The organism is Robiginitalea sp. SC105, assembly GCF_014243345.1.
Taxonomy (GTDB): domain Bacteria; phylum Bacteroidota; class Bacteroidia; order Flavobacteriales; family Flavobacteriaceae; genus Robiginitalea.
Genome location: NZ_JACLZF010000002.1, coordinates 690,365 through 713,737, shown reverse-complemented (window position 1 = coordinate 713,737; position 23,373 = coordinate 690,365). Strand labels below are relative to the sequence as shown.

Genomic DNA, 23,373 nt, shown 5'->3' with positions numbered 1-23,373 from the left:
CCTCCGGACCCATCACCCTTGCTTGGGTGTGAAAAGTATGTCAAAGTAGTTTTTTAGGTGCGTCAGGTGATCCGCTGTCTGGTCCCGTCCCGCGAGCGCTTTGGATACGATGAAGGCCCCTTCAAAAATGACGAAGGTATGATCGGAGAGGGACTTGAGGTCAACTTGTGAGGTGGTGTCGTATTTCTCAAGCACCTCGGTGATCAGCTTATTCATGGTGGTACGCCAGGTCAGGATGGTATCCCGTATCGTGTCCAGGGTTTCCTTGTCGAATTGCTGGGGCTCGTAGAGATATGAGGCATACAGGCAACTATAGGGTTCACCTTGCCCGGACATCATGTCGATAAACTCCTGGATAAATTGCAACAAACGCACCTTGGGATCTTCCCTAAGGGCCGCAGTTTTTTCCAGCGCCAGGTTCATGTGGTGAATATCCTCCTCTGCAAACACATCAATTAGCGCCTTGGCCAGGGCATTCTTGGTTTTAAAATGGTAAAAGAAAGCTCCTTTGGTGATCCCGGTACGCTCCAGGATCTGATCGATACTGGTTCCCGAAAAGCCGTATTCAAATACCAGCGCTTTGGACTCGGCCAGAATCTTGTCTCGTGTTGGTTTTCCATCTCTTGGCATGGTGTAAAGATAAAAATTTAAACAAACTAGTTGGTACAATTAAAAATTATTTTATATTTGCACCAACTAGTCTGTATAACTAACAGATAGCTGTTATTCATCAATCAAATAAAATTTTTAAAAATGGAACAGTTCATTTCACAATTACCCTCGCCTTACGAGTTGATTTTCAACCCCATATCCTATTTCGTCTTTGCGATTTATGGAGGGTTGATGCTTTGGGAGGCAGTTAGGCCCGCAAGGAAACTTCCCCATGTAAAATTTTGGAAACTGCGCGGGATCAGCGCCTTTGTACTTTTCTTTTTCCTCTCCTCCTACCTGCCTTTTGTATGGGATGGATTCTTTGCAGAATATCAACTATTCGACCTGACCGGACTCGGTACGTTGGGAGGGGCCTTTGTTGGTGTGATGCTGTACGAATTGGGGGAGTACGTTTGGCACCGCACCATGCACAACAGTGACTTCCTGTGGAAAAGTATGCACCAGATGCATCACAGTGCGGAACGGTTGGATAGTTACGGGGCGTTTTACTTCAGCCCCCTTGATATGGCCGGATGGGTAGCCGTAAGCAGTATCTGCCTGGTCCTGGTGGCCGGTTTTACCCCTGAGGCCACCTCCCTGATTATACTGGCAACTACCTTTCTGACCATCTTCCAGCACAGCAACATCCGCACGCCGAGATGGGTTGGTTACTTCATCCAGCGCCCGGAAGCCCATACCGTACACCATGCCAAGGGGATCCACGCTTATAATTATGCGGGCATCACCCTGTATGATATCCTGTTCGGAACCTTCAAAAACCCAAAGGGATATGAGCACGAAACGGGCTTCTATCACGGGGCTTCGGCCAAAATAAAGGATATGTTGCTTTTTCGGGATATTTCCAGACCTGAAAAATGATACGTACTGACAGATTCCGCTACCTGATTTGGTTTGGGTGGGGTGGCGGAATCCACGACCAATCCGGCCGATAAATCATCGGGGAGGACTCCTCCCCGATTTTTAATGTACATTGAGGTATGAAGTCCATCCATTTGAAGATCCTAATACTCACCGTGGTAACAACTTCCGGTTTTTTACAGGAATTTTCCCGGGATGCCTCCCAAACCCTGCAGGTCAACGACCTGCCTATACACTTTGAAGTTTACGGGGAGGGAGCGCCTTTGCTGCTCCTGCACGGGTGGACCCAGTCCTCCAGATTCTGGCGCCCGTATATTCCGGCATTGGAGGAACACTTCAGAGTGTATGTCCTCGACCTCCCTGGGCATGGCAGGAGCGGCGGGTTGGGAGATGATTTCTCGATTCAGAAAACCGCCCGGGACCTGGATGCCTTCCTGAAATTGCTGGAATTAGGCCCTGTCCGGGCGATCGGATTGAGTTATGGGGGGCTCGCCCTTTTGGAACTGGCCCACCTCCGGGACACTGCTGTGGAGGCTATGGTCCTTATCGGTGTATCCCAGGCCTATAATGGATCGGAGAACGCCGATGTCCAAGCCGCCTTTACCTATGAGGACCTGCCAGCAGCCTTCGTGGAAGAACTCAAGCGGAATCACCCGAGGGGCGAAGGCCAGATTCGCGCCTTATTCAACCCGCACCTGGACTACCAAATCGATCTGAGCGATGAGGAAGTAGCCCAAATTCAGGCGCGGTGCCTGATCGTTCAGGGCGACCGGGATGAAGTCGTCGGGGTGGAACCGGCCTTCCGGCTCCACAGGCACCTGCCCCATTCGCAATTATGGATTGTCCCGGACACCGGGCACCTGGCCATAGGTTCGGATCCAACAGCGGCATTTCTCACCACCTCTATCCGATTCCTCCGGGACGGGGAATAGCTGCGGGTCGAATTTCCCTTAGCCGGCTTGCCCATCTGCCTGGTGGCTTACAGGAAACCGGCATGCGCATACCCGAATTCCGGATATAACAAATACCTTTGCACCTTAAATCCGGCCCAATGGACTTACGCAACATACGCATGGTGGTTACCGACATGGACGGGACGCTTCTCGACCCCGACCACCGGGTAAGCGATCGATTTTTTGAACTGTTCCATGAGCTCCGGGGCAAGGGGATCCGCTTTGTAGCCGCCAGCGGGCGTCAGTACAACAGCATGGTCGACAAGCTGGAGCGGATTGCGGACGATATTTTATTCATCGCCGAAAACGGGGCACTGGTGCGGGAAGGCGACCAGACGTTGCTCAGCACCCCCCTGCCCGGTGAACGCCTGCAGGAAATCATGGCCCGGGCGATGAGGATCGAAAATGCCCATCCGGTACTCTGTGCGGCCAACAACGCCTATGTGCGAGGAAATTCGGAGGCATTCCTGCGCGTTCTCGGGGAGTACTATTCGGAGTTTTCGGTTGTGGACCGCCTGGAAACCGTGGAGGACCCGGCCCTCAAAGTCGCCATCTACCATTTTGAGAGTTCCGAGAAATTTATCTACCCCCCGATGCAGGACCTGGAATCGGAACTGCAGGTAAAGGTGTCGGGTTCCAACTGGGTGGATGTATCCCACCCGGATGCCCACAAGGGTTTTGCTCTCTCCCGGGTCATGCGGGATGCCGGCATTACCTCGGACCAGCTCATGGTCTTCGGGGATTACAATAACGATCTGGAGATGCTGGAGCTATCGGAGTTCAGTTTTGCCATGGCCAATTCCCACCCGAATGTCCTGGCCAAAGCGCGCTTCCGCACCGGCAGCAATTCGGAACAGGGGGTAGAAAAAATTCTTGAAAAACTGGCGCGCCAGCTCTGAGGGGCCGGTAGCGGGACCCGCAGGCCGCTTCGGGTTTGCCGTTTCAGGCCAGCTGTTTCAGGTCTTTTGCTTCTTTTTCCGGGCGGCCGGAAACAATACGTTGTTGAGGATCAGCCGGTAGCCCGGGGAATTCGGGTGAAGTTCCAGCTCGGTTTTGGGATCCCCGACACGGTGCTGGTAATCCTCCGGATCGTGCCCCCCGTAGAAGGTGAAAAAACCGCGGCCCTTGATCCCGTGGATATACCGGGCTTCACCATTCAACCGGTTCTCCCCCAGCACCAGCACGGTAGGTTTTACCTGCGAACGCGTAAAGGAAGTGGTCTGCCCCATAAAGCCCTTGACCAGTGCCGTATGGTTCTGGCAGAGCATCGTGGGGACGGGGTCCCACTTGGCCGAGAAATCCATCAGGGAAAAATAGTCCGAGTCCCTGGGGATATTCTCCCGTTTGCTGGTCATGTCGATGGACGAGAATTCGTAGCGCAGCGGGTTGCGCTCCAGGGTAAAGCCCGAAAAGGCAAAGGTATTCCCGAAATCGAGTTTTTCCTGGTAGTTGGGCTCGGACGGGTCCCCGTCAAACATGGGCTCGCAGATGTCCACGCCCTGGGCTGCCAGGGCAATGTCAAAGCTGTCGGTGGCGGAGCACATGGCAAACATAAATCCACCGCCAATCACGTAGTTGCGGATTTTCAGGGCCACGGCCCCCTTCTCTTCGGATACCTTTTCGTACCCGAGCTTCCGGGCCAGGGTCTCGGCCTCCCGCTTGCCTTCGATATACCAGGGGGCAGCCCGGTAGGCCCCATAAAACTTGCCGTACTGCCCGGTGAAGTCTTCGTGGTGCAGGTGGAGCCAGTCGTACAGGGGCAACTTGTCCTCCAGTACCTCCTGGTCGTACACCGTTACATAGGGGATTTCCGCATAGGTCAGCACCATGGTAACCGCGTCGTCCCAGGGCGGGTTGTCCTTGGGGGAATACACGGCAATCTTCGGAGCCTTCTCAAGGATCACGGCTTCCTGGTTCTGGGAAGGGCTTGCAATCCCGTCCAAAATTTCCTGGGCCTGGGCATCGCTGAGCACCTCAAAGGACACCCCGCGGATCCGGCATTCGTTGCGGATGGGCTCCCCGTCCGGCAACAGGAAGGAACCGCCCCGGTAATTGAGCAGCCACTGCACCTTCTGTTGCTTGCTGAGCACCCAGTAGGTGATGCCGTAGGCCTTCAGGTGGTTTTCCTGGCTGTTGGCATCCATGGGCAGCAGGATCATGGAGGCACTGGCCGCCACGCTGCTGAGCAGGAAGACCAGCAAAAGCACGGGTCGCTTGATTCGTTCGGGGATTCTTAAAAGGGAAAAGCTATCAAAAAGGTACGTCATCATCTTCCGGGTGTCTGCCCTGGGAAGGATCGTTCATGGAACTGCCAAAAGCCTGGTCGGCGCTCGGGAATTCTTTGGCCTGGAACGGGTTCTCCCCCTCGGCATTCATCTTGGATTGAAACTCGAATGGAGAATCAAAGTCATCCAAATTATCAAATTTACCCAGTTGCGCAATGAACTTTAACCTAATATTATCGAGGCCACCGTTCCGGTGCTTGGCCACAATGAACTCGGCCTGGCCCTGGGTGGGGGTGCGTTCCTCGTCGTCCCACTCGTCAATTTTGTAGTATTCGGGCCGGTAGATGAAGGACACGATATCCGCATCCTGCTCGATGGCCCCCGACTCCCGGAGGTCGGAAAGGATGGGACGCTTGCTGCCGCCCCTCGTCTCCACGGCACGGGATAGCTGGGAAAGTGCAATCACCGGCACGTCCAGTTCCTTGGCCAGCGCCTTCAAATTCCGGGAAATGGTAGAAATCTCCTGCTCCCTGTTCCCGCCTTTCTGGCTGGCTCCGCCGGTCATCAGCTGGAGGTAATCGATCACGATCAGCCGGATCTTGTGCTGGGAGGCCAGCCTGCGCGCCTTGGCGCGGAGGTCAAAAATGGAGAGGGACGGGGTATCGTCTATAAACAAGGGGGCCTTTTCCAGGGACTTGACCTTTACGTTGAGCTGTTCCCATTCGTGTTTCTCCAGACGGCCGGTGCGCAATTTTTCGGAGGACAGGCCGGTCTCGGAGGAAATCAGGCGGGTAATAAGTTGTACGGAGGACATCTCCAGGGAGAAAAAAGCCACGGGGATGTTGGAATTCACGGCAATATTGCGGGCCATGGAAAGGGTCAGGGCGGTTTTTCCCATCCCCGGGCGGGCCGCGATGATCACCAGGTCGCTGGGCTGCCACCCGGAGGTGAGCCTGTCCACCTTATCAAAACCCGAAGGGATGCCGCTGAGCCCCTCCTTGTTGGAGATCTCCTCAATTTTTTTCTTGGCCTGCATCACCAGGTTCTGGGCGGTTTCTGCCGACCGCTTCAGGTTGCCCTGGGTGACGTCGTACAGGCGTGATTCCGCATTGTCCAGCAGGTCAAAGACATCCGTCGCCTCATCGTAGGCCTCCTCGATGATCTCGTTGGAAATCTTGATGAGCTGCCGCTGAATGTACTTCTGCAGGATGATGCGGGCATGGAACTCGATGTGGGCCGAAGAGGCCACTTTCTGGGTGAGTTTGATCAGGTAAAAATCCCCCCCGGCGAGCTCCAGGCGCTCGTCCTGCTTGAGCTGGGCAGAAACGGTTAATAAATCCACCGGTTCGGAGGATTCGAAGAGTTTGAAGATCGCCTCGTAGATGTAGCGGTGGGCGTCCTTATAGAAGACATCCGGGTGCAAAATATCGATTACCTCATCCACCCCCTTTTTGTCAATCATCATGGCGCCAAGCACAACCTCCTCTAAATCAACTGCTTGAGGCGGTATTTTCCCCTTCTCCAGCGGAATAATGGATGGGTTTCCAATTTTGCGACCGGCAATAGGGCTCGATTTTTCCATGGGCGTAAAAGTAGGGAATTAACCTTGAGTTAACCCGGCGGCCCGTTTTGGGATATTCACCGCCTGTTCACAATCAGGTTGTTAATAAGTTACGATTTTCTGTTCATAACCTAAAATTCCGGCAGCCCGGAAGGAAGGATTTCCCGTAAACTGCGGGATGCCAACTGCTAGCCCTTGAAAACACCCATGGAGCTGTATTTGTCCATGCGGGAATCGACCAGCGCTTTTGGTGATAACTTTTTGAGCTCCTGATATTGCTTTGCAATCTTGTTGCTGACGATTTCAAAGGTCTTCTCCCGGTTGCTGTGGGCACCCCCGGCAGGCTCCTTCACGATCTCGTCGATGAGCTTGAGGCGCTTCATATCCGCAGCCGTAAGTTTCAGGGCGGCAGCCGCCTGCTCCTTATATTCCCAGCTGCGCCATAGGATGGACGAGCAGGATTCAGGTGAAATTACCGAATACCACGTGTTTTCAAGCATGAGCACGCGGTCTCCGACCCCGATGCCCAGGGCGCCTCCCGAAGCCCCTTCCCCGATGATCACCACGATGATGGGGACCTTCAGGCGGGTCATCTCCAGGATGTTCCGGGCTATGGCCTCCCCCTGCCCGCGTTCCTCTGCCTCGATGCCGGGGTATGCCCCAGGGGTATCGATAAAGGAAACGACCGGCAGGCCGAATTTCTCGGCCGATTTCATCAGGCGGAGCGCCTTCCGGTAGCCCTCCGGGTTGGCCATGCCGAAGTTGCGGTACTGGCGGGTTTTGGTATTGTACCCCTTTTGCTGTCCGATAAACATATAACTCTGGTTCCCGATCTTGCCGAGGCCACCGATCATCGCCTTGTCGTCCTTGACGGTGCGGTCCCCGTGGAGCTCCAGGAAGGTGTCCCCGCAAATGGCCTTGATGTAGTCCATGGTGTAGGGGCGGTTCGGGTGGCGGGAAAGCTGCACCCGCTGCCAGGGGCTGAGGTTTTTGAAGATCTCCTTCCGGGTCTCATCGAGCTTTTTTTCGATTTGCTTGCAGGTCTCGGTGACGTCGACATCGCTTTCCTCACCAATGATCTGGCACTTCTCCAGTTGCTCTTCGAGTTCTTTGATCGGGAGTTCAAAATCCAGGTATTCCATGAAGTGTTCCGTTAGGGGGTTAACCGGGGCAAAGATAAATGATATTCATCAAACTGCACAGGAAGTGCGGGGCCGCTGCCGAGAGGTTTGAATCCGGCCCCTTTTCCAGTACCGGGTACTGACGGGCACGATCGCAACGGCTTCAGCGCTTGGCCTGCTGCAGCATGTAGTAGCCGAGGATGCCGAAGAAAACGTTGGGGATCACAACCGCCAGAAGGGGCGGGAATCCGGATTGCTCGGCGAGGGTGCCAAAAACCTTATCCATGAAAATGTAGATAAAGGCCACCCCGATCCCGAAGGCCAGGTTGACCCCCATCCCGCCCCGCCGCTTGATGGAGGATACGGCCACGCCGATAATGGTCAGCACAAAGGCCGTGACGGGCAGTGCCCACCGCTTGTATTTCACCATCACATAGGTGTTTACATTGGAGGCGCCTTTGCGTTTCTGGTCGCGGATGAATTCGTTGAGTTCGAAGAGGTTTTTGGTCTCGGCGATATAGGAAACCGGGGTGAGGTCGTCGATCTGGAAGGTAAACAAAGTATCCAGGCGGCGCTTGGTCTCAACCTGTTCGGTGGCCCCCCGGAGGTTGCGGCGCGTATAGCTGGTGAGGCGATAGAGGCTGTCTTCCTCCAGCCAGCGGATGTTGGCCGAGGAAATCTTGTATTCCAGCTCCCCGTCCTCCCCGAAGTGCTCGTAGGTAAAGTTGTAGCCAATCTGCCGGGCCGGGTCAAAACTGCTGACATAGATATAATCCCCGTCGCCCAGCTGGTTGAAGATGTTGCTCGTCACCCGGTCCTTTGTGCCCTTTTTCAGGTACTTGAACTTGAATTCGTTGAAGCCTTTGCTGGCCGAGGGCACGATGAACATCCCCATAAGGAACATCATCACGGCAATGATGCTGGCGCCGATCCAGTAGGGCCTCAGGAACCGCCGGAAGGATACCCCTGAACTGAGGATGGCCACGATTTCCGTGTTGTTGGCCATTTTAGAGGTAAAGAATATAATGGATAAAAACAGGAAGATCGGGAAGAGCAGGCTGCCGATATAGATGGTGAAATTCCCGTAATAGATGAGTATTTCCACCAGGGGGGCCTCGTTGTCGATCATCTTGCCGATCTGTTCGGCCAGGTTCAGCATGATGCCGATAGGGACAAACAGCAGCAGCATCAGCCCGAAAGTGGACAGGTATTTCTTCAGGATGTACCGGTCGATGATCGTCAGCATATCACAAGCGCTTATCCAGTTTTTGCACCATCTGGTCCTTCCAGGCCGGAAAACTCCCGTCGAAGATCCGGCGGCGCGCCTCCCGGACCAGCCAGAGGTAGAACCCCAGGTTGTGCAGGGTGGCAATCTGTTTGCCAAGATACTCATTGGCGGCGAAAAGGTGGCGCAGATAGGCCCGGGTGTATTCCGTATCCACAAAGGTATGTCCCATGGGATCGAGGGGCGAAAAATCCGCCTCCCATTTCTTGTTTTTGATGTTGATGGTCCCTTCAGATGTGAACAACATGCCGTTGCGCGCATTGCGGGTGGGCATGACGCAATCAAACATGTCCACGCCCAGGGAAATGCATTCCAGCAGGTTCACGGGTGTCCCCACCCCCATCAGGTAGCGCGGCTTTTCAGCCGGCAGGATGTCGCAGACTACTTCGGCCATTCCGTAGAGTTCCTCGGCCGGCTCCCCGACGGACAGCCCGCCTATGGCATTTCCAGGGGCATCCGAGTTGGCGATATACTCGGCTGATGCCTCCCGCAGGTCCCGGTATACCGAACCCTGCACGATCGGGAAGAACAACTGCTCATACCCGTACAGTGGGGGCGCCACTTGCAGGTGGGCCATGCACCGGTCCAGCCAGCGGTGGGTCATTTCCATGGAACGGCGCGCATAACGGTAGTCGCAGGGATAGGGCGTGCACTCGTCAAAGGCCATGATGATGTCCGCCCCAATGCTCCGCTGCAATTCCATGACCCGCTCCGGGGTGAAGAGGTGGCGGGACCCGTCGATATGCGACTGGAACCTGACCCCTTCCTCTTTGATTTTCCGGCTGCCTGAGAGGGAATACACCTGATAGCCCCCGCTATCGGTAAGGATGGGACGGTCCCATCCCATGAATGGGTGGAGCCCTCCGGCTGCCTCGAGGATGTCCATGCCGGGCCTCAGGAAAAGGTGGTAGGTGTTGCCGAGGATCACATCAGGGTCGATATCGTCCCGGAGTTCCCGCTGGTGGACCCCCTTGACCGAGGCCACGGTTCCCACCGGCATGAAAATGGGCGTGCGGATATCCCCGTGGGCCGTGCGGAGTACCCCTGCCCGGGCTTTGCTGCCGGGGTCGGTATGTTCGAGTGTGAATGCCACTGGCTGCTCGTTATCTGGGGCCAAAAATACACAACCCCTCCCGCATTCGGCCTTAATAAAAAAATAAAGTTCCGGATAGGGTCCCAAACGGATCGGCCTGTTTGTTCTTCCCGTTCATAAGTAATGGCAAAAGAAGTTGTTTAGCCGGTCGAATGCCATTATTTTTGGGGCTCAGAAAACCAATCAACATGGCTGAAACCAAGGATTTAGAAGCATTGGCAACCCAGGTGCGCCGGGATATCCTGCGCATGGTGCACCAGTGCAACTCCGGCCACCCCGGGGGCTCCCTGGGCTGTACGGAATTTTTCGTGGCCCTCTACAACGAAATCATGGAACTCAAGGACGGATTTGACATGGACGGGAAGGGGGAAGACCTTTTCTTCCTCTCCAACGGTCACATATCGCCGGTCTGGTACAGTATCCTGGCGCGCAAGGGCTACTTCCCCCTGGAAGAACTCAGCACCTTCCGCATGATCAATTCGCGCCTGCAGGGCCACCCGACGACCCATGAGGGGCTGCCCGGCGTCCGCGTCGCATCCGGTTCCCTTGGGCAGGGGATGTCGGTGGCCATCGGTGCCGCCCTTGCTAAAAAACTGAACAAGGACCCGCACCTCGTCTTCAGCCTGCACGGGGACGGGGAACTGCAGGAGGGCCAGAACTGGGAAGCCATCATGTATGCGGGCAGCAAGGGGGTGGACAACCTCATCTCCACCATCGACCGGAACGGGCAGCAGATCGACGGCCCCACTGAAGAAGTCATGGCCCTGGGCAATGTGGGGGCCAAACTGGCCACCTTCGGCTGGGACGTCCTGGAACTGGAAGACGGGAACGACCTGAAGGCCGTTATCGGGGCGCTGAAAGAAGCGAAATCCCGCACCGGCAAGGGCAAACCTGTTGCCATTGTCATGGACACGGTCATGGGCCACGGAGTGGACTTCATGATGCACACCCACGCCTGGCACGGAAAAGCCCCGAACGATGAACAACTGGCCAATGCCCTGGCCCAGAACCCGGAAACACTGGGCGATTACTAACCGCAACCCACCGCAGATGAAAACATATACGGATCAAGGAAAACAGGATACACGAAGCGGCTTTGGCGCGGGAATGACCGAACTCGGTCGCACCAACCCCAGGGTGGTGTCCCTCTGCGCCGACCTGGTCGGTTCGCTCAAGATTGAAACCTTTATCGAGGAAAACCCAGAGCGGTTCTTCCAGACCGGGATTGCAGAGGCCAATATGATGGGAATCGCCGCCGGCCTGACCATTGGCGGGTACATCCCCTTTGCCAGCACCTTCGCCAACTTCGCCACCGGGAGGGTATACGACCAGATACGCCAGTCCATTGCCTACTCCGGCAAAAACGTAAAGATATGCGCCTCCCACGCGGGCATTACCCTTGGGGAGGACGGGGCCACCCACCAGATCCTCGAAGACCTCGGGCTCATGAAAATGCTGCCGGGCATGGTGGTGATCAACCCCTGCGATTTTAACCAGACCAAGGCGGCCACCCTGGCCATCGCCGAATACGAAGGCCCGGTTTACCTGCGCTTTGGCCGGCCGAAGGTAGCCAACTTCACCCCGGTGGACCAATCCTTTGAAATCGGGAAAGCAGTGCAGCTGCAGGAAGGCTCGGATGTGACCATCATCGCCACCGGCCACCTCGTATGGGAATCCCTGCAGGCCGCCGAAAGGCTCCATCAACAGGGGATCACCGCAGACGTTATAGACATCCACACCATCAAGCCCCTGGATGAGGAAGCCATCCTGGCCTCCGTGGCCAAGACGGGTTGCGTGGTCACGGCGGAGGAACACAATTACCTCGGGGGCCTTGGGGAAAGCGTATCCGGCCTGCTGGCCCGCAGATACCCGGTACCCCAGGAATTCGTGGCCGTCCAGGATACCTTCGGGGAGAGCGGTACGCCCGAGGACCTGATGGAGAAATACGGCATTAACAATAAAGCAGTGGAAAAGGCCGTTCTTAAGGTTTTAGAACGCAAGGCGGGATAATTTGGTATCCTTTTTGCTCCTGTCCGGGAAACCGGCGGGAAACCGGAAACCAGATTTCACGCCATAAAAACGAACACCTTATGAAACGCACATTGCTTTGCTGCCTGCTGGCCTTTTTCAGCCTGGCAGCCTTTTCACAGAAAGATCCCGGGTTTGGAATCAAGGCCGGGTTGAACTTCAACTCCAACGGCGATTACAAATTCGATTCTGCCCCCGACCTCAACTCGGACACCAAGATGGGATACCACCTGGGAGTCTTCGGGCAAATTGGCGACAAGTGGTTTTTCCGGCCGGAGTTGATCTATACGAAGACCAAATCCGAATACGACGGGGCCGACTTTGACATGAGCAAGCTGGACCTGCCCCTGCTGGTGGGCGTACGCATCCTGGGCATCGCCAAGGTATTTGCGGGCCCGGACCTGCAGTACATCCTCAACACGGATTTTGACCAGATCACCCTCGGGGACGTGGAAAACGATTTCACCATTGGCCTGCATATCGGGGCCGGGGTAGACCTGGGGAATATCGGCATTGACCTGCGCTACGAGCGGGGGTTGAGCAGCAACGAGGCGGAATTTGTCAACCTGCCCGACCAGCGCCTCGATACGCGGCCCAGCCAGTTTATCCTGGGACTGTCGGTGAAGCTGTAGACGGGATAATCATCCGGAGGCAATTACCGCTTCCGGCCATGCATTCCCGGCCACAAACACAAAAGAAAATCCCCGCTGATGCGGGGATTTTTCGTTTATATGTCCTGATGCGGTATGCTTCCCAGCATTAATTGGTATCCGGGTCCAGGTAATCCGGGATGCCGTTGTTGTTGGAGTCCGGGAAGGTTATCGTGCCGTCCCCGTTGATGACGATTTCCTCCCGGGTGGGCGTACCGTCCCCGTCGTCGTCCGCATCCAGGAAGTTGGACCGGAGCAGCGTGCCAAATGCACTGCGCTCCGACTCTTCGTCCGTATTGTCGTTGTAGAGGTAGCCGTCACCATCCAGGTCCTCGTCAATGGAGGGAATACCATCCCCGTCGTGGTCCGTACGCTCCACGGCAAATAACCGCACACTGAAAACAAGCGGGCTGTAGGAAGGTATTTCCCCGGCGGCGTTGTTGAAGAACCCGAGGCCCGAAGGCAGGATCATCAATCCCACCCCGGCATTATCGGCGGAAAGGGTCCCATCCGGGTTAGCCGTTATATCTGTTGCTGCCTTGAGAAAAGGCATGGCTTCTGCGAACCCCCGGGCACCGGAAAGGGGGCCCTGCAAACCCGCCAGGTCAAACCAGACCGGTTCCACAAAACTACCGTCGAAGGTGTCCCCGTTGAGGAGGCTCCCCTCGTAGGTGACCAAAACGGAGTCCGCTACAGTAGGGACCACCGGATCGACCGGCTCCCCTCCTACCACGGCTTCCAGATAATAAAAGGTATGGACCACCTCTTCTTCATCCTCGAGGCCGAATTCGCTGGCAAAGACGGTAATCTGCTGGCTGGATACCTGCGTGCTGAGCGGTTCCTTGTCCGCATTGTCCCCGGCGATGGTGTCGATCACGATCCGGTAGTTGAATCCCGCGGGAGGCGAGGCAAATTCCTCGTAATTGTAGAAATGCGTCTGCAGGAATTCCTGTATGGCCGCCTGGTCCTCGGGCAAAACCTCGGCCAGGGTCCTGGGGGGGACCCTTACAATCCCGCCGTCATCATCGTTGCTGCATCCGAAAATTCCCGCTGCCGCCAGCAGGCAAAGTCCGTATCTTTTCCAGGTCATAGCCACTTTTCTTAAAGCCCGCAAGATACAATTTTCCCCTATTTTTGCCGGGAACCTTAACAAAGAATTTCAACCATGCGCATCGACAAATACCTATGGTGCACCCGATATTACAAGACGCGCAACAAGGCCACGGAGGCTTGCCGAAAGGGCCAGGTACGGATCAATGGCGAGGTTTGCAAACCCTCCCGGGAGGTGCTCCCGGCCGATAAGATCACTGTCCGGAAAAACCAGCTGGACATGCAGCTGACGGTACTGGATACCCCGCCCCAGCGGGTCGGGGCCAAATGGGTGGACATCTACCGGCAGGACACCACCCCGGCGGAGGACCTGGAGCAGCACAAACTCATCCGGGCCTCCAAGGAATACTACCGCCAAAAAGGAACCGGACGCCCTACCAAAAAGGATCGCCGGGACCTGGAAGACTACCTGGATGAGCCTGAGTAGGGAATTCTGGGAGAATCGGTACCGGGAAGGCACTACCCGCTGGGACCTCGGGGGGGTCACCCCTCCCCTGGCAGCCTACATGGACGGGCTCACCGACAAGGAAATCCGCATCCTGGTCCCCGGGTCCGGGAGGGGCTACGAGGCGGAATACGCCTACCGATCGGGCTTCCGGAACCTGACTGTCCTGGACCTGGCCAAGCAACCGCTGCAGGACTTACACCAGCGCCTGCCGGAACTCCCGGAGGCCTCCCTGGTGCAATCGGATTTTTTCGACTATGACGGCGGCCCCTTTGACCTGGTCCTCGAACACACCTTTTTCTGTGCCCTGCCCCCGGGGCGGCGACCCGATTACTCCTCGGCCATGCACGGGCTGCTGGCCCCGGGTGGGAAACTGGTGGGATTGCTTTTCGACTTTCCGCTGACCAATGACGGCCCCCCGTTCGGCGGGTCGGAAGCCGAATACCGGGAATTGTTCTCTCCCTTGTTCCGAATCCGCAAACTGGAGCGTGCACGGAATTCCATTCCGCCCCGTGCCGGAAGCGAACTCTTTTTTATCTTTGAGAAGAAATAGCCCGGCCCATGGAAAACCAGATCCTCTCCCACGAACAAATCCGCCACAAAATCCGGCGGATCGCCTACCAGATCTACGAGAGCAACGTGGAGGAAAAACAGATCGTCCTGGCCGGTATCGAAGGGGGCGGGCTGGAATTTGCCAAAAAGCTCAAGGCCGTACTCGAGGAGATTACCGGGGCTGAAATCCTGCTTTGCAAGGTGCGGATGGACAAGTCCGACCCGCTTAAAAGCGGCGTCTCCACTTCCCTGAAACCGGAGGAATACGAAAACCGTTCCGTTGTACTCGTCGACGACGTGCTCAATTCGGGCAGCACGCTGATCTACGGGGTGCACCACTTCCTGAAAACCCCGACCCGCCAGCTGAAAACGGCGGTACTGATCAACCGCAACCACAAGCGGTACCCCGTCAAAGCAGACTTCAAGGGGCTTTCCCTTTCCACCTCCCTGCAGATGCACGTTCGGGTGGATTTCACCCCCCGCAAGCACGGGGTATTTTTAGACTAAAACACCGTTCAAATTCCGGATTGCCATAGGTCACGGCCCATTTGATAAAATGGATTACCCTGGGACTTGAACAAAGCCCCGGGGCCTGCCCGCCAGAATAAAGCATCGCCCTGGAAAGATGAATCCTATATCAGGCAACTACCTCCAGGATGCGGTCCACCAACTCTTCCGGGGCCATCGTACCGGCCGGCAACACATGCATGGCCTGCGCATAAAAAGGTGCCCGTTCAAACAGGTGCTTCCCGATAAAGTCCGGCAACTCCGAAGGGTCCAGGTGGGCAATCAGCGGGCGGCTTTCCTGCCCCTTGCGCAACCTGCGGGCCAGTTCCGGAACAGCCACCTGCAGGTAGCAGACCGCATCGGCCTGGGCCAGCAACAACTCCATATTCCCCGCATAACAAGGTGTGCCCCCGCCGACAGCGAGTACACCGGATTCCCCGGACTGCAGCCATTCCTTCAACAGCCGGTGTTCCTGCTGTCTGAAATAGATCTCCCCTTTTTCGGCAAAGACTTCAGGGATGGACTTCCCAAGCCTGGATACGATATAATCGTCCAGGTCCGTGAAGGGGACCCCGAGCCGTTCCGCCAGGAGCCGACCTACCGTCGATTTCCCGCTGCCCATGTATCCTACCAGTGCAATCCGCATGCCTTGCTTCGTATATCTTTTGGCCCCATGGCCCCAATGAAATCCCAAATATCCGGCTTTTCGGGCAAACCCGAAATTCTTTCCCCATTCACTTGAAAAATGAATAATAGATATTATATTTGCAGCCCAAAACCGCTTCACAGGCGGTTCATTTTTTGAAATAATGACTTGGTAGCTCAGTTGGTAGAGCATCTCCCTTTTAAGGAGAGGGTCCTGGGTTCGAGCCCCAGCCAAGTCACAATCAAGCAAATCCAGTCGCTTCGTTGTGGCTGGATTTTTTGGTTTAATGCATTGCATAACAGCATTATAAGTGCATTGCCTGCATTAACTGCATTTTCAGCTCGCCGTCAACTTGTCAACTTTTTAGAGCAAAATAGGTATGCAATTAGGTATACCATCCCTTTAATTAGGTATGCAATTTTTAAGTCCGGGTTGTGTGTCAATCGTTTAACCAAAATCAATTGTCATGCATCAAAAAGGAATTTCAATTCTATTCTATCTGATTAAAGCAAGAATCAACAAAAAAGGTGTTTGTGCCATTTATTGCAGAATCACCTTTTTGGGCAAACGCAAGCAATTCGCAACAGGCGAATTCATAGATCCAAGCGAATGGTCATCAAAAAATCAAGTTGCGATTGAATCAAAAAAGCAGAACATTCAAGTTAACGCTCAATTAGAAATCATCCGAACCAGAATAAAGTCCAGTTATCTAAAGCTTAGACTTGAGGATGAGGCTTTCACTGTTGATGATATATTCCGGGATTATTTGGGTAAGGAAGCCCCTAAAGAAGAACAATACCTAATAGCTTATTTCAATGCATTTCTGAGTAAACTGAAGAAGCTGATCGGCATTGAAATTCAAGAGGCCACCTGGATCAAATATCAATACGTACGGGACTACACAGCTGATTTTATTAAATGGAAGTTCAAAAAACAGGATTATTTACTCACTGATATTACACTGCAGTTCGTAAAGGATTTTGAGTACTTCTTAAAGACACAAAGAAGCCAGGACCAGGTCACCATCAATAAATGCATACAACGCCTTAGAAGGCCTATCAGAGAGGCTTACGCGGAACAGCTACTCCCATCAGATCCTTTCATTCTCTATAAACCCAGAAGGGTTAAGAAGGAGGTTGTATTTCTCACTAAAGAGGAGCTTCAACTTTTTGAGAAGCACTCCTTTTCCCAGCCCCGTCTTCAAACCGTAAAGAACCTCTTCATTTTCTGCTGTTATACTGGATTGGCCTATAATGAAATGAAGGCTTTAAAAAGGGAGCATATTCAATTGGGGTTCGATGGCGCAGAGTGGATCAAATTAAAACGGTCCAAAACGGGTAAATTGATTTCTTTACCGTTGCTTCCCAAAGCCAAGGAACTTATTCAGTTTTATGATTCAGAATCGGAGTACTTGTTACCTCAAATGAGCAATCAAAAGATTAATTCGTATCTGAAGGAGATTGCAGGAATACTTGGGATTAAAAAGCGAATTACCCATCATACGGCACGCAAAACATTTGCGTCTACAGTGCTTTTAAATAATGATGTGCCGATGGAAATAGTGAGCGAATTGTTGGGACATTCCAGCATTAAGATTACCCAGGAGTACTATGGGAAAATTGTTCAAAAGCGGATAAGTGATGAAATGAAAAGGATTTCCAAGATACTATAACATATTCTTTCCCACTACTCGGCAAACGATCTGATTTCCTAATCAATTAGTGTCTAAATAGCACTGATTCCAGGGCTGTATGTCCGAAAATTTGCTTCCCTCAAAATACCGGACACCTAAAAGCTGTCTCCTATCTATCTTTCCTTTAACAAAAACCAGCAACATGAATCCAATATCAAAGAACCTTAGAATTTGTGCCCTCCTAATGACCGCACTGATCCTTTTTCAGAGTTGTGTGGTTTACCACAAAACTCCTGTATCGCTGAATAAAGCCGTAGATGCTGGATCGAAAAGCAAGGTCGTAAATGAGCTTGGTGTTGATTTTGAATTTGAGCAAATCGTAGAAGAAGATGGCAGTTATTATGGCTTTCAAAAGAAATCGGGGCAGCGGGTCAAGACCTTAATAGATAATGGGCCTGAAACCAGCGTATTTCTTAAGAATAAGCGGGCTTCTAACTGGGCAACCCTACTCGTTGTGGGATTGCCCGTAGTAGGCTTATGGTGGGGGTTCGTGGATTTTATTTCTGATTACAACTAAACAGCAGGATAAGTTACTCGAATGCCCTTTTCTTGATGAATTAGCCAGTTTTCAGTTAGGAGGCGGCGGCGTAATGTGCGGAAGAAGCGGAGCATGGCTGAGGTTGGTTGTTGCTCCTTTCAAGACAGGGAAATATTTGGTTGTCAGTGAGCTGCTTGGGCATTCCAGCATTAAAATCACTCAGGAATACTACGGAAAGATAGTTCAAAGAAGGATTTGTGAGGAGAAGAAAAGTATTTTAAAAAAATTAGACAATATTCCAATTTAAAGATCGTCTTCTTAAATATATTTGGGCCGAGATCAATGAATTTGATACAAATCACCATCTATTTCTTCCCTTGCTAACTTTTCTATTTTAGAATAATTAGATAGGTGACTTTTTGATATTGATTTCTGTAAACTAATCAAAGTTACCCAATCGGAATTCATAATTAATTTTGCCTGGATTGGCCATGTATAAGGATGATGGTAAAAAGATAATGAATGTTTACTAGAAATTAATTCAATCAATTTTTCTAATTCAATCTTGGATAAATCTTCATTTGATTTTATCTCATTCTCAATCAGAAAGTCTTTGATTTGATCTCCAATACCTTCAATCAGTTTTAAATCTAATTTTTTTTCGTCTGCCCATTCCAAGAATTTATATTCAAGAATAGAGTTAGCAAATGATTTCAGAACATCTTGTGTATCATAATGAGCAATACAGACTTTTTTGTCGAGACCTATTTCATAGATTTTTCGAAGAGTTTTAAGCTCTAAATCCGTTTTGTGATTTTCTACTTTTGAAATGTATTGTTTATCCGTTCCTATCTTTTCTCCCAGCTCTTCTTGAGATATTTTTACTAGATGCCGTCTTATTTGTTTGATAGATTTTCCATAGTTTAAAAAATTGGTTGGATTTGAATCAAATTCTGAGTTTTGAATAGTAACTATAGGATCTAAATGAAAGTACAAGTCAATGAATTCGCCATTAGGTAATTCCATTTTTTGCGATACATTCTTCCATGCTAAAGATTTATCTATCAATTCAACAGAATTAAACATATCCTTATCCACAAGGATGCTATAACCAAAATCGCCTTCTCTGAGTTCTATTTTTTTGAAAAGTTTTTTAATGTCAATTACCCGATAATCTCCATTATTAGATATGAAGTAAATCTTCGGGAATTTAACTTCCGTAATCTTCAATATTCTATTATTTGTTCTCATTTCTTGCGAGTTGAGGATTTAAGAAAAGAAATGTTCTTAAAAGAAATTCCTTGTTCTCCGCCACATACGCAATGGCTAATTTCCTTTTTCTAATAGGCAAATCACCCTCGTAAATATCTGCCGAATTAATAATAATCAGGTCTTCATGTTCTCCATAAGAAACATGAACATGTGGTGGCGGGTGATCACCAGAAAAACATTCAACTTTAATTCCATTCTCTATATGTAACGTAGGCAATATAATAAAGTTGTTTAATTAAACGACATTTTTTATAAATAATTAACTTACTCCTATATTGGGCAGCATTATTTCTTAAAAATCTTTGATCAATATTATGTTTTCTCAGTATTCGACCATGGATAGGTAGTCCTTTTCAATCATATCTTCAATCAAAATAGAATTTAATATGTTAAAACAATTGTGCATGCCTTGAAACTTCATTCCACTCAAGTATTAATTGGTAAGTATGTCCTTTTAATCTTGTATCCCAACACTTCTAAGTAATGCGGAATATTGATCTTCGTCCTCACTCACTTTTTCGATAATTAACTTTGCTGCTCTATTCATCTCTGGGACTTCTACCACAGAAGCCCCTCTTTCGAATATTCCAGTTAGATGAGAATACTCGTTATTTATTCTATTTATTAGGACAGTAGGAATATCTTTATCACCAAAGAATTTTCTCATTTTTTCAATATCGTCAGAAGAATCAGGGTACTTGTAGTACAAATAAATTTCTAAAAATTTTCTTGCATTGTTCCCAAAATTGTAGAAAGCCGTATAGTTTTCATCATTAACAGATTCCATTTTAGAACAAACCAGAATTTGATTAAATAAGTAATTAAATTCTGTTACATAATCCTTGATGTATTTTGGCATCTCAGAAATTGTCGAAGTACTATCATTTCTCTCTATTATTAGATATTTGGATTGTGATTTATTCAAAGCTCCAGGAAGTCTCTTGAGGTATTTAAGAAAGTTTAGATTATGTGTTGAAACGAATAATTGTTCAAAATCTTGATCTTTGAAAATTTGGGTATTGATTAATGTATAAATAAAAAAAATGTGGTTACTATCAAGGCTCGATATGGGATCATCGATCCAAATAATTGGATTTTTCGTCTTTGTATCAACATCTTGAAGTTTTGCCATGAAATAACATATCGCAATTAAACTTTTCTCTCCTTCGCTCAAATGAAATGCTTTCTTATTCTCACGGTGGATTTCAAAACGATACTTTTTATTCCCTGTATCCTCTTCATCAAATTCAATTGCCTTGAGTGAGAGGAAACTATGGCCGAAATAATCATTTAGATATTTATTTACTAGTTCTGCTCCCTTACTTTCATCTTTTAATTCTCTTTGTAATGCTGAAACTTGATCTAATAATTCATCTATTTCTTTTGCTTTTTCATTCTTAAATTGTTCTGCAGAATTCACTTTAGCATGTAAGTCAGAAATATTTGATATCTGTTCATCATATTTTATATCTTGAATAAAATCATATATCTCCTGTAGTCTTAGACTATCCATAGCCTTTTCTTTCTCCTCCTTAAGGTTTTTAGAAAAATCATTGGACAAAATTCTTACTTCATCATATTTTGATCTTATCTTTTCCAATTCTGATGAATAATCATTTACTGAGTTAAATGATTGGACGTTAAGTATATCTTTTCTCCTTTGTTGAAGTTGTGTTTCTAAAGAAATTAGGGATTCCTCATAGTTTTTTAATATAGATTTATACTTCTCAGAAAGACTATCAATCTCGTCGTGAAATCTTGAGTAAAAAGCATTTTTACTTATAAGACTTGCCAATGAAATCAATTCTTTTTCTGCTTCCAGTTCATTTAGTAGTTGATTAATATCATTTTCTAAATAATCTGACTCTTCATCAAAATGTTTATCCAATTCCTTCCATCTATTCTCACTTATTTTGTTGTCACAGAAAGAACAGGTTTCCAGTTTGTCCTGATGAAGATCTTTTCCTTCTTTAACCCATCTGTTCAATACAGCGTTCTTGACTAGACTTTGAATTTTGTCAGATTGACTAATTTCCCGAGTAACAATTTCCTTGGTTTTATTCTTAAAATTTGGAAAACTTAGTGTCAATTCACTTAATTCTGAAATAGTGTCTTTGGATTGCTCTTTAAGTACTCCTTCAAATTGCATCTTTTCATTATCCGTTATTGGTGAAAAACCAACTTTTTTAACGACTTCGATATCCGAATTAAGTTTTGTGATATTATAATTTTGATCGCCAAATTTATCGGACTGGTATTTTATTCCATTTGGTCTACTAGTTGCCTTGGAGCTAAGTTGACTTTTTAAACTAGATTGAGCGCCTTCAAAACTTTTTTTTGCTGCTTGATATATTGTGTCTAAGGATTTAAGTTCCTTATAAATTCCGGTTTCTTTACCATCTTCATTGGAACCAAGCTTTTCCTTGAAATCAGATATCTTCTTTTCAATTGTTGTGTTATCCCCACCTAATATTGCAAATGGTTCAATATTCTCATCAGGGTTGACAATGAACTTGAGATTGTCCTCAATGAAATCCTCATTAAAAACTCTAATTACTTTATTGTGGTCTTCAAAATCTGATTCCTGAACATCTCGACTTCCTTCAATACAAATACAGCACTCAGGGTCATCGAACTTATCTGAGATTTTTCCTATTTCTAAAGCTCTAATCACTCTTGACAACGTTGTCTTACCGGAATAGTTTCGTCCATAAATAATATTGACCTTTTTGAAAAGGACCACATTATTACCTTTATCTCTAACTTCCGAATCCCAGTCAAAGCTTCTGAAAACCGCTAAATTTCTTAAGTGCTTGATCTTAGTAATCATCCTTCGTTAAATGCTAAAAATGAATCTTAGTTGTTTATCTACCAGTGTTTTTATGTAAAAGGTGTGTTTAAAGTAGGTCTGCAAAATAATTAAGACTATAAAAGGTTCTGGAAATGTTAGGGTAATATCACAATTCACTAAAAATTAGCTTTTCACTGCTTCCCAATCGTAACATCTCAAAAGGTAGGGCAGGAATCTTAGTGGTTGGTATTTAAAGTACACGAAACAGGCCTATGATCGCTCGACCTTGTACTACTGTTTGAACCTGCATTTGCCCTTTCAAAAGCCTGGTGTTCTACCGAACCATTGCCAGCATTTACTTTCAAGGGAAGGCTTCCATTACAGAGTGGCTGACTCATTAAAATGTGATCCAGTAATAACGGATTCTGGGAGGTCGGAATTTCTTTTATTGGATTCCTAAACTTAGCTGTCCACCTTAGATCTCCCGGGAAGTCAAAAAGTGCATGATTGAAATAGCGCTCCGCTAATAAAACTTCTCCTTGGAGATTCTGAATCAGATCAAAGAATAGGTACTGGTATTCAAATAAATCATTGCCAGGTCCATCATTGCAATCCCCTAAAACAATAATTCCTGGATTGGGTAATTGATTGAATTTGACATCAATATAGTTGCGGATATTCCGAGCTTCTGTTGCCAACTTGACTCGAGCCTTTAAAGCTGTTTCCAGGTACGCTCCTGTGAGATTCCCCTGTGCATCGCGGGTTATGCTTTCCCGATTGATTTTGGACTTTAAATGAACCCCTATGAGTTCCATTTCATGACCTCCTCCCATATCATAGATAAGGACCTGCGGCATTCTATAATGGTCATGATCCTCAGCCTGTATTTGCCCCCAATAATTAACGCTCCAGGTTGAATCTCCGATAAAAGAGCGCCAGACACTTGCCGGTTGAATGCGGCACTTGGAAAGTATCCCTGGCTTTACCACAAACCACATCCACTGCGTTCCGCGCATATCATGGCCATAGTCCCGATCCAGATCCCCCAATGCATCATTAGTGCCTTTAAGCAATACCGGTACCCATTGATCATTTAAAACTACATGGCAGAAATCAGAGATCGCCTTCTCCCCTTTTGGCCCTTCCACAATAAGTAATATATCTGGATCTATTTCCGTAATAGTTTCCTCTATTCGCCTGATACGATCCGTTATATTGCTCGAAGGGTTGTCATCCAAAAGTTCAGAGGCATGTTCAATGTTCCAGGTAGATACTTTTAAAGCCATTTTGATAGTCTTTAAGGGAGGGAACATTGTGAATTCAGAATATACCAAAAATGGCCGTTAAGGCTCTATATAGAAACCATAGGATTTTTATGGTTTTCGTTGAATCATTCCATCAAAGACCAACTCTTTTAGGTCAGTTATAACATG

23 protein-coding genes and 1 tRNA gene are annotated in these 23,373 nt (G+C 49.4%); 12 read left to right on the top strand and 12 right to left on the bottom strand.

Going from position 1 to position 23,373, the window contains the following annotated elements:
- Positions 1-12 precede the first annotated feature (12 nt).
- Positions 13-630: a TetR/AcrR family transcriptional regulator gene (locus H7F20_RS12405; RefSeq protein WP_185786495.1), complete on the bottom strand. Its 618-nt coding sequence runs from the start codon at positions 628-630 to the stop codon at positions 13-15.
- Positions 631-753: 123 nt separating this feature from the next.
- Here H7F20_RS12405 and H7F20_RS12400 point away from each other — a divergent pair, with 123 nt between their 5' ends.
- The 3 genes from H7F20_RS12400 (at position 754) to H7F20_RS12390 (ending at position 3,382) form a co-directional block, all read left to right on the top strand.
- The gene (locus tag H7F20_RS12400; protein ID WP_185786494.1) at positions 754-1,530 is read left to right on the top strand and encodes a sterol desaturase family protein; all 777 of its coding nucleotides are present in this window, start codon (positions 754-756) and stop codon (positions 1,528-1,530) included.
- A gap of 119 nt (positions 1,531-1,649) precedes the next feature.
- Positions 1,650-2,462: an alpha/beta fold hydrolase gene (locus H7F20_RS12395; protein WP_185786493.1), complete on the top strand. Its 813-nt coding sequence runs from the start codon at positions 1,650-1,652 to the stop codon at positions 2,460-2,462.
- 119 nt (positions 2,463-2,581) lie between these two features.
- The gene (locus tag H7F20_RS12390; RefSeq protein WP_185786492.1) at positions 2,582-3,382 is read left to right on the top strand and encodes an HAD family hydrolase; all 801 of its coding nucleotides are present in this window, start codon (positions 2,582-2,584) and stop codon (positions 3,380-3,382) included.
- A gap of 57 nt (positions 3,383-3,439) precedes the next feature.
- Here the strand turns inward: H7F20_RS12390 and H7F20_RS12385 are convergent, their stop codons facing one another.
- The 5 genes from H7F20_RS12385 to tgt all read right to left on the bottom strand — a co-directional run bounded on the left by H7F20_RS12385 (position 3,440) and on the right by tgt (position 9,768).
- Positions 3,440-4,642, bottom strand: a complete 1,203-nt coding sequence (locus H7F20_RS12385; protein WP_370588528.1) for an asparagine synthetase B — start codon at positions 4,640-4,642, stop codon at positions 3,440-3,442.
- A 91-nt stretch (positions 4,643-4,733) separates the two neighbouring features.
- A complete protein-coding gene (gene dnaB, locus H7F20_RS12380; protein WP_185786491.1) occupies positions 4,734-6,290 on the bottom strand; it encodes a replicative DNA helicase in 1,557 nt (518 codons plus the stop codon).
- A gap of 167 nt (positions 6,291-6,457) precedes the next feature.
- Positions 6,458-7,411 carry an acetyl-CoA carboxylase carboxyltransferase subunit alpha gene (locus tag H7F20_RS12375; protein ID WP_185786490.1) on the bottom strand — a complete coding sequence of 318 codons (954 nt, stop codon included), beginning with the start codon at positions 7,409-7,411 and terminating at the stop codon, positions 6,458-6,460.
- A 142-nt stretch (positions 7,412-7,553) separates the two neighbouring features.
- Complete coding sequence (locus H7F20_RS12370; RefSeq protein WP_185786489.1) at positions 7,554-8,636, bottom strand: LptF/LptG family permease; 1,083 nt, start codon at positions 8,634-8,636, stop codon at positions 7,554-7,556.
- Between the two features lies 1 nt (position 8,637).
- Positions 8,638-9,768 (bottom strand): tRNA guanosine(34) transglycosylase Tgt, encoded by a 1,131-nt coding sequence (gene tgt / locus H7F20_RS12365; protein ID WP_185786488.1) that lies wholly within the window; start codon positions 9,766-9,768, stop codon positions 8,638-8,640.
- Between the two features lie 188 nt (positions 9,769-9,956).
- Between tgt and H7F20_RS12360 the strand changes: the two genes are divergently transcribed.
- From H7F20_RS12360 to H7F20_RS12350, 3 genes are all read left to right on the top strand, one after another.
- Positions 9,957-10,802: a transketolase gene (locus H7F20_RS12360; protein ID WP_185786487.1), complete on the top strand. Its 846-nt coding sequence runs from the start codon at positions 9,957-9,959 to the stop codon at positions 10,800-10,802.
- A gap of 16 nt (positions 10,803-10,818) precedes the next feature.
- Positions 10,819-11,778: a transketolase family protein gene (locus tag H7F20_RS12355; RefSeq protein ID WP_185786486.1), complete on the top strand. Its 960-nt coding sequence runs from the start codon at positions 10,819-10,821 to the stop codon at positions 11,776-11,778.
- An 80-nt stretch (positions 11,779-11,858) separates the two neighbouring features.
- On the top strand, positions 11,859-12,428 hold the full coding sequence (locus H7F20_RS12350; protein ID WP_185786485.1) for a porin family protein: 570 nt from the start codon (positions 11,859-11,861) through the stop codon (positions 12,426-12,428).
- 127 nt (positions 12,429-12,555) lie between these two features.
- On the opposite strand, the gene H7F20_RS12345 is transcribed toward H7F20_RS12350, so the two are convergent.
- Positions 12,556-13,536 (bottom strand): FKBP-type peptidyl-prolyl cis-trans isomerase, encoded by a 981-nt coding sequence (locus H7F20_RS12345; protein ID WP_185786484.1) that lies wholly within the window; start codon positions 13,534-13,536, stop codon positions 12,556-12,558.
- Between the two features lie 75 nt (positions 13,537-13,611).
- On the opposite strand from H7F20_RS12345, the gene H7F20_RS12340 reads away from it, so the two are divergent.
- From H7F20_RS12340 to H7F20_RS12330, 3 genes are read left to right on the top strand one after another with little or no spacing between them, the layout of a single operon-like run.
- Positions 13,612-13,983 carry an RNA-binding S4 domain-containing protein gene (locus H7F20_RS12340; protein ID WP_185786483.1) on the top strand — a complete coding sequence of 124 codons (372 nt, stop codon included), beginning with the start codon at positions 13,612-13,614 and terminating at the stop codon, positions 13,981-13,983.
- The gene (locus H7F20_RS12335) at positions 13,970-14,554 is read left to right on the top strand and encodes a methyltransferase domain-containing protein (RefSeq protein ID WP_185786482.1); all 585 of its coding nucleotides are present in this window, start codon (positions 13,970-13,972) and stop codon (positions 14,552-14,554) included. The genes H7F20_RS12340 and H7F20_RS12335 overlap by 14 nt, the downstream gene beginning before the upstream one ends.
- A gap of 8 nt (positions 14,555-14,562) precedes the next feature.
- Positions 14,563-15,060 carry a phosphoribosyltransferase family protein gene (locus H7F20_RS12330; protein WP_185786481.1) on the top strand — a complete coding sequence of 166 codons (498 nt, stop codon included), beginning with the start codon at positions 14,563-14,565 and terminating at the stop codon, positions 15,058-15,060.
- A 130-nt stretch (positions 15,061-15,190) separates the two neighbouring features.
- Here H7F20_RS12330 and H7F20_RS12325 read toward each other — a convergent pair whose 3' ends face one another.
- Positions 15,191-15,706: a shikimate kinase gene (locus H7F20_RS12325; RefSeq protein WP_185786480.1), complete on the bottom strand. Its 516-nt coding sequence runs from the start codon at positions 15,704-15,706 to the stop codon at positions 15,191-15,193.
- A gap of 165 nt (positions 15,707-15,871) precedes the next feature.
- Here H7F20_RS12325 and H7F20_RS12320 point away from each other — a divergent pair.
- The 3 genes from H7F20_RS12320 to H7F20_RS12310 all read left to right on the top strand — a co-directional run bounded on the left by H7F20_RS12320 (position 15,872) and on the right by H7F20_RS12310 (position 17,916).
- Positions 15,872-15,944: transfer RNA gene (locus tag H7F20_RS12320), tRNA-Lys, on the top strand.
- 228 nt (positions 15,945-16,172) lie between these two features.
- Positions 16,173-17,378 carry a site-specific integrase gene (locus tag H7F20_RS12315; RefSeq protein WP_185786479.1) on the top strand — a complete coding sequence of 402 codons (1,206 nt, stop codon included), beginning with the start codon at positions 16,173-16,175 and terminating at the stop codon, positions 17,376-17,378.
- Positions 17,379-17,583: 205 nt separating this feature from the next.
- Positions 17,584-17,916, top strand: coding sequence for a hypothetical protein (locus H7F20_RS12310; RefSeq protein ID WP_185786478.1), 333 nt, complete (start codon positions 17,584-17,586; stop codon positions 17,914-17,916).
- Between the two features lie 300 nt (positions 17,917-18,216).
- Here the strand turns inward: H7F20_RS12310 and H7F20_RS12305 are convergent, their stop codons facing one another.
- The 4 genes from H7F20_RS12305 to H7F20_RS12290 form a co-directional block, all read right to left on the bottom strand.
- The gene (locus H7F20_RS12305) at positions 18,217-19,107 is read right to left on the bottom strand and encodes a helix-turn-helix transcriptional regulator (RefSeq protein ID WP_221898774.1); all 891 of its coding nucleotides are present in this window, start codon (positions 19,105-19,107) and stop codon (positions 18,217-18,219) included.
- Positions 19,108-19,114: 7 nt separating this feature from the next.
- Positions 19,115-19,366, bottom strand: a complete 252-nt coding sequence (locus H7F20_RS16035; RefSeq protein ID WP_185786477.1) for a DUF4160 domain-containing protein — start codon at positions 19,364-19,366, stop codon at positions 19,115-19,117.
- A 237-nt stretch (positions 19,367-19,603) separates the two neighbouring features.
- Positions 19,604-21,979, bottom strand: a complete 2,376-nt coding sequence (locus tag H7F20_RS12295; RefSeq protein WP_185786476.1) for an AAA family ATPase — start codon at positions 21,977-21,979, stop codon at positions 19,604-19,606.
- Positions 21,980-22,176: 197 nt separating this feature from the next.
- Positions 22,177-23,226, bottom strand: coding sequence for an endonuclease/exonuclease/phosphatase family protein (locus H7F20_RS12290; protein ID WP_185786475.1), 1,050 nt, complete (start codon positions 23,224-23,226; stop codon positions 22,177-22,179).
- Between the last annotated feature and the right edge of the window lie 147 nt (positions 23,227-23,373).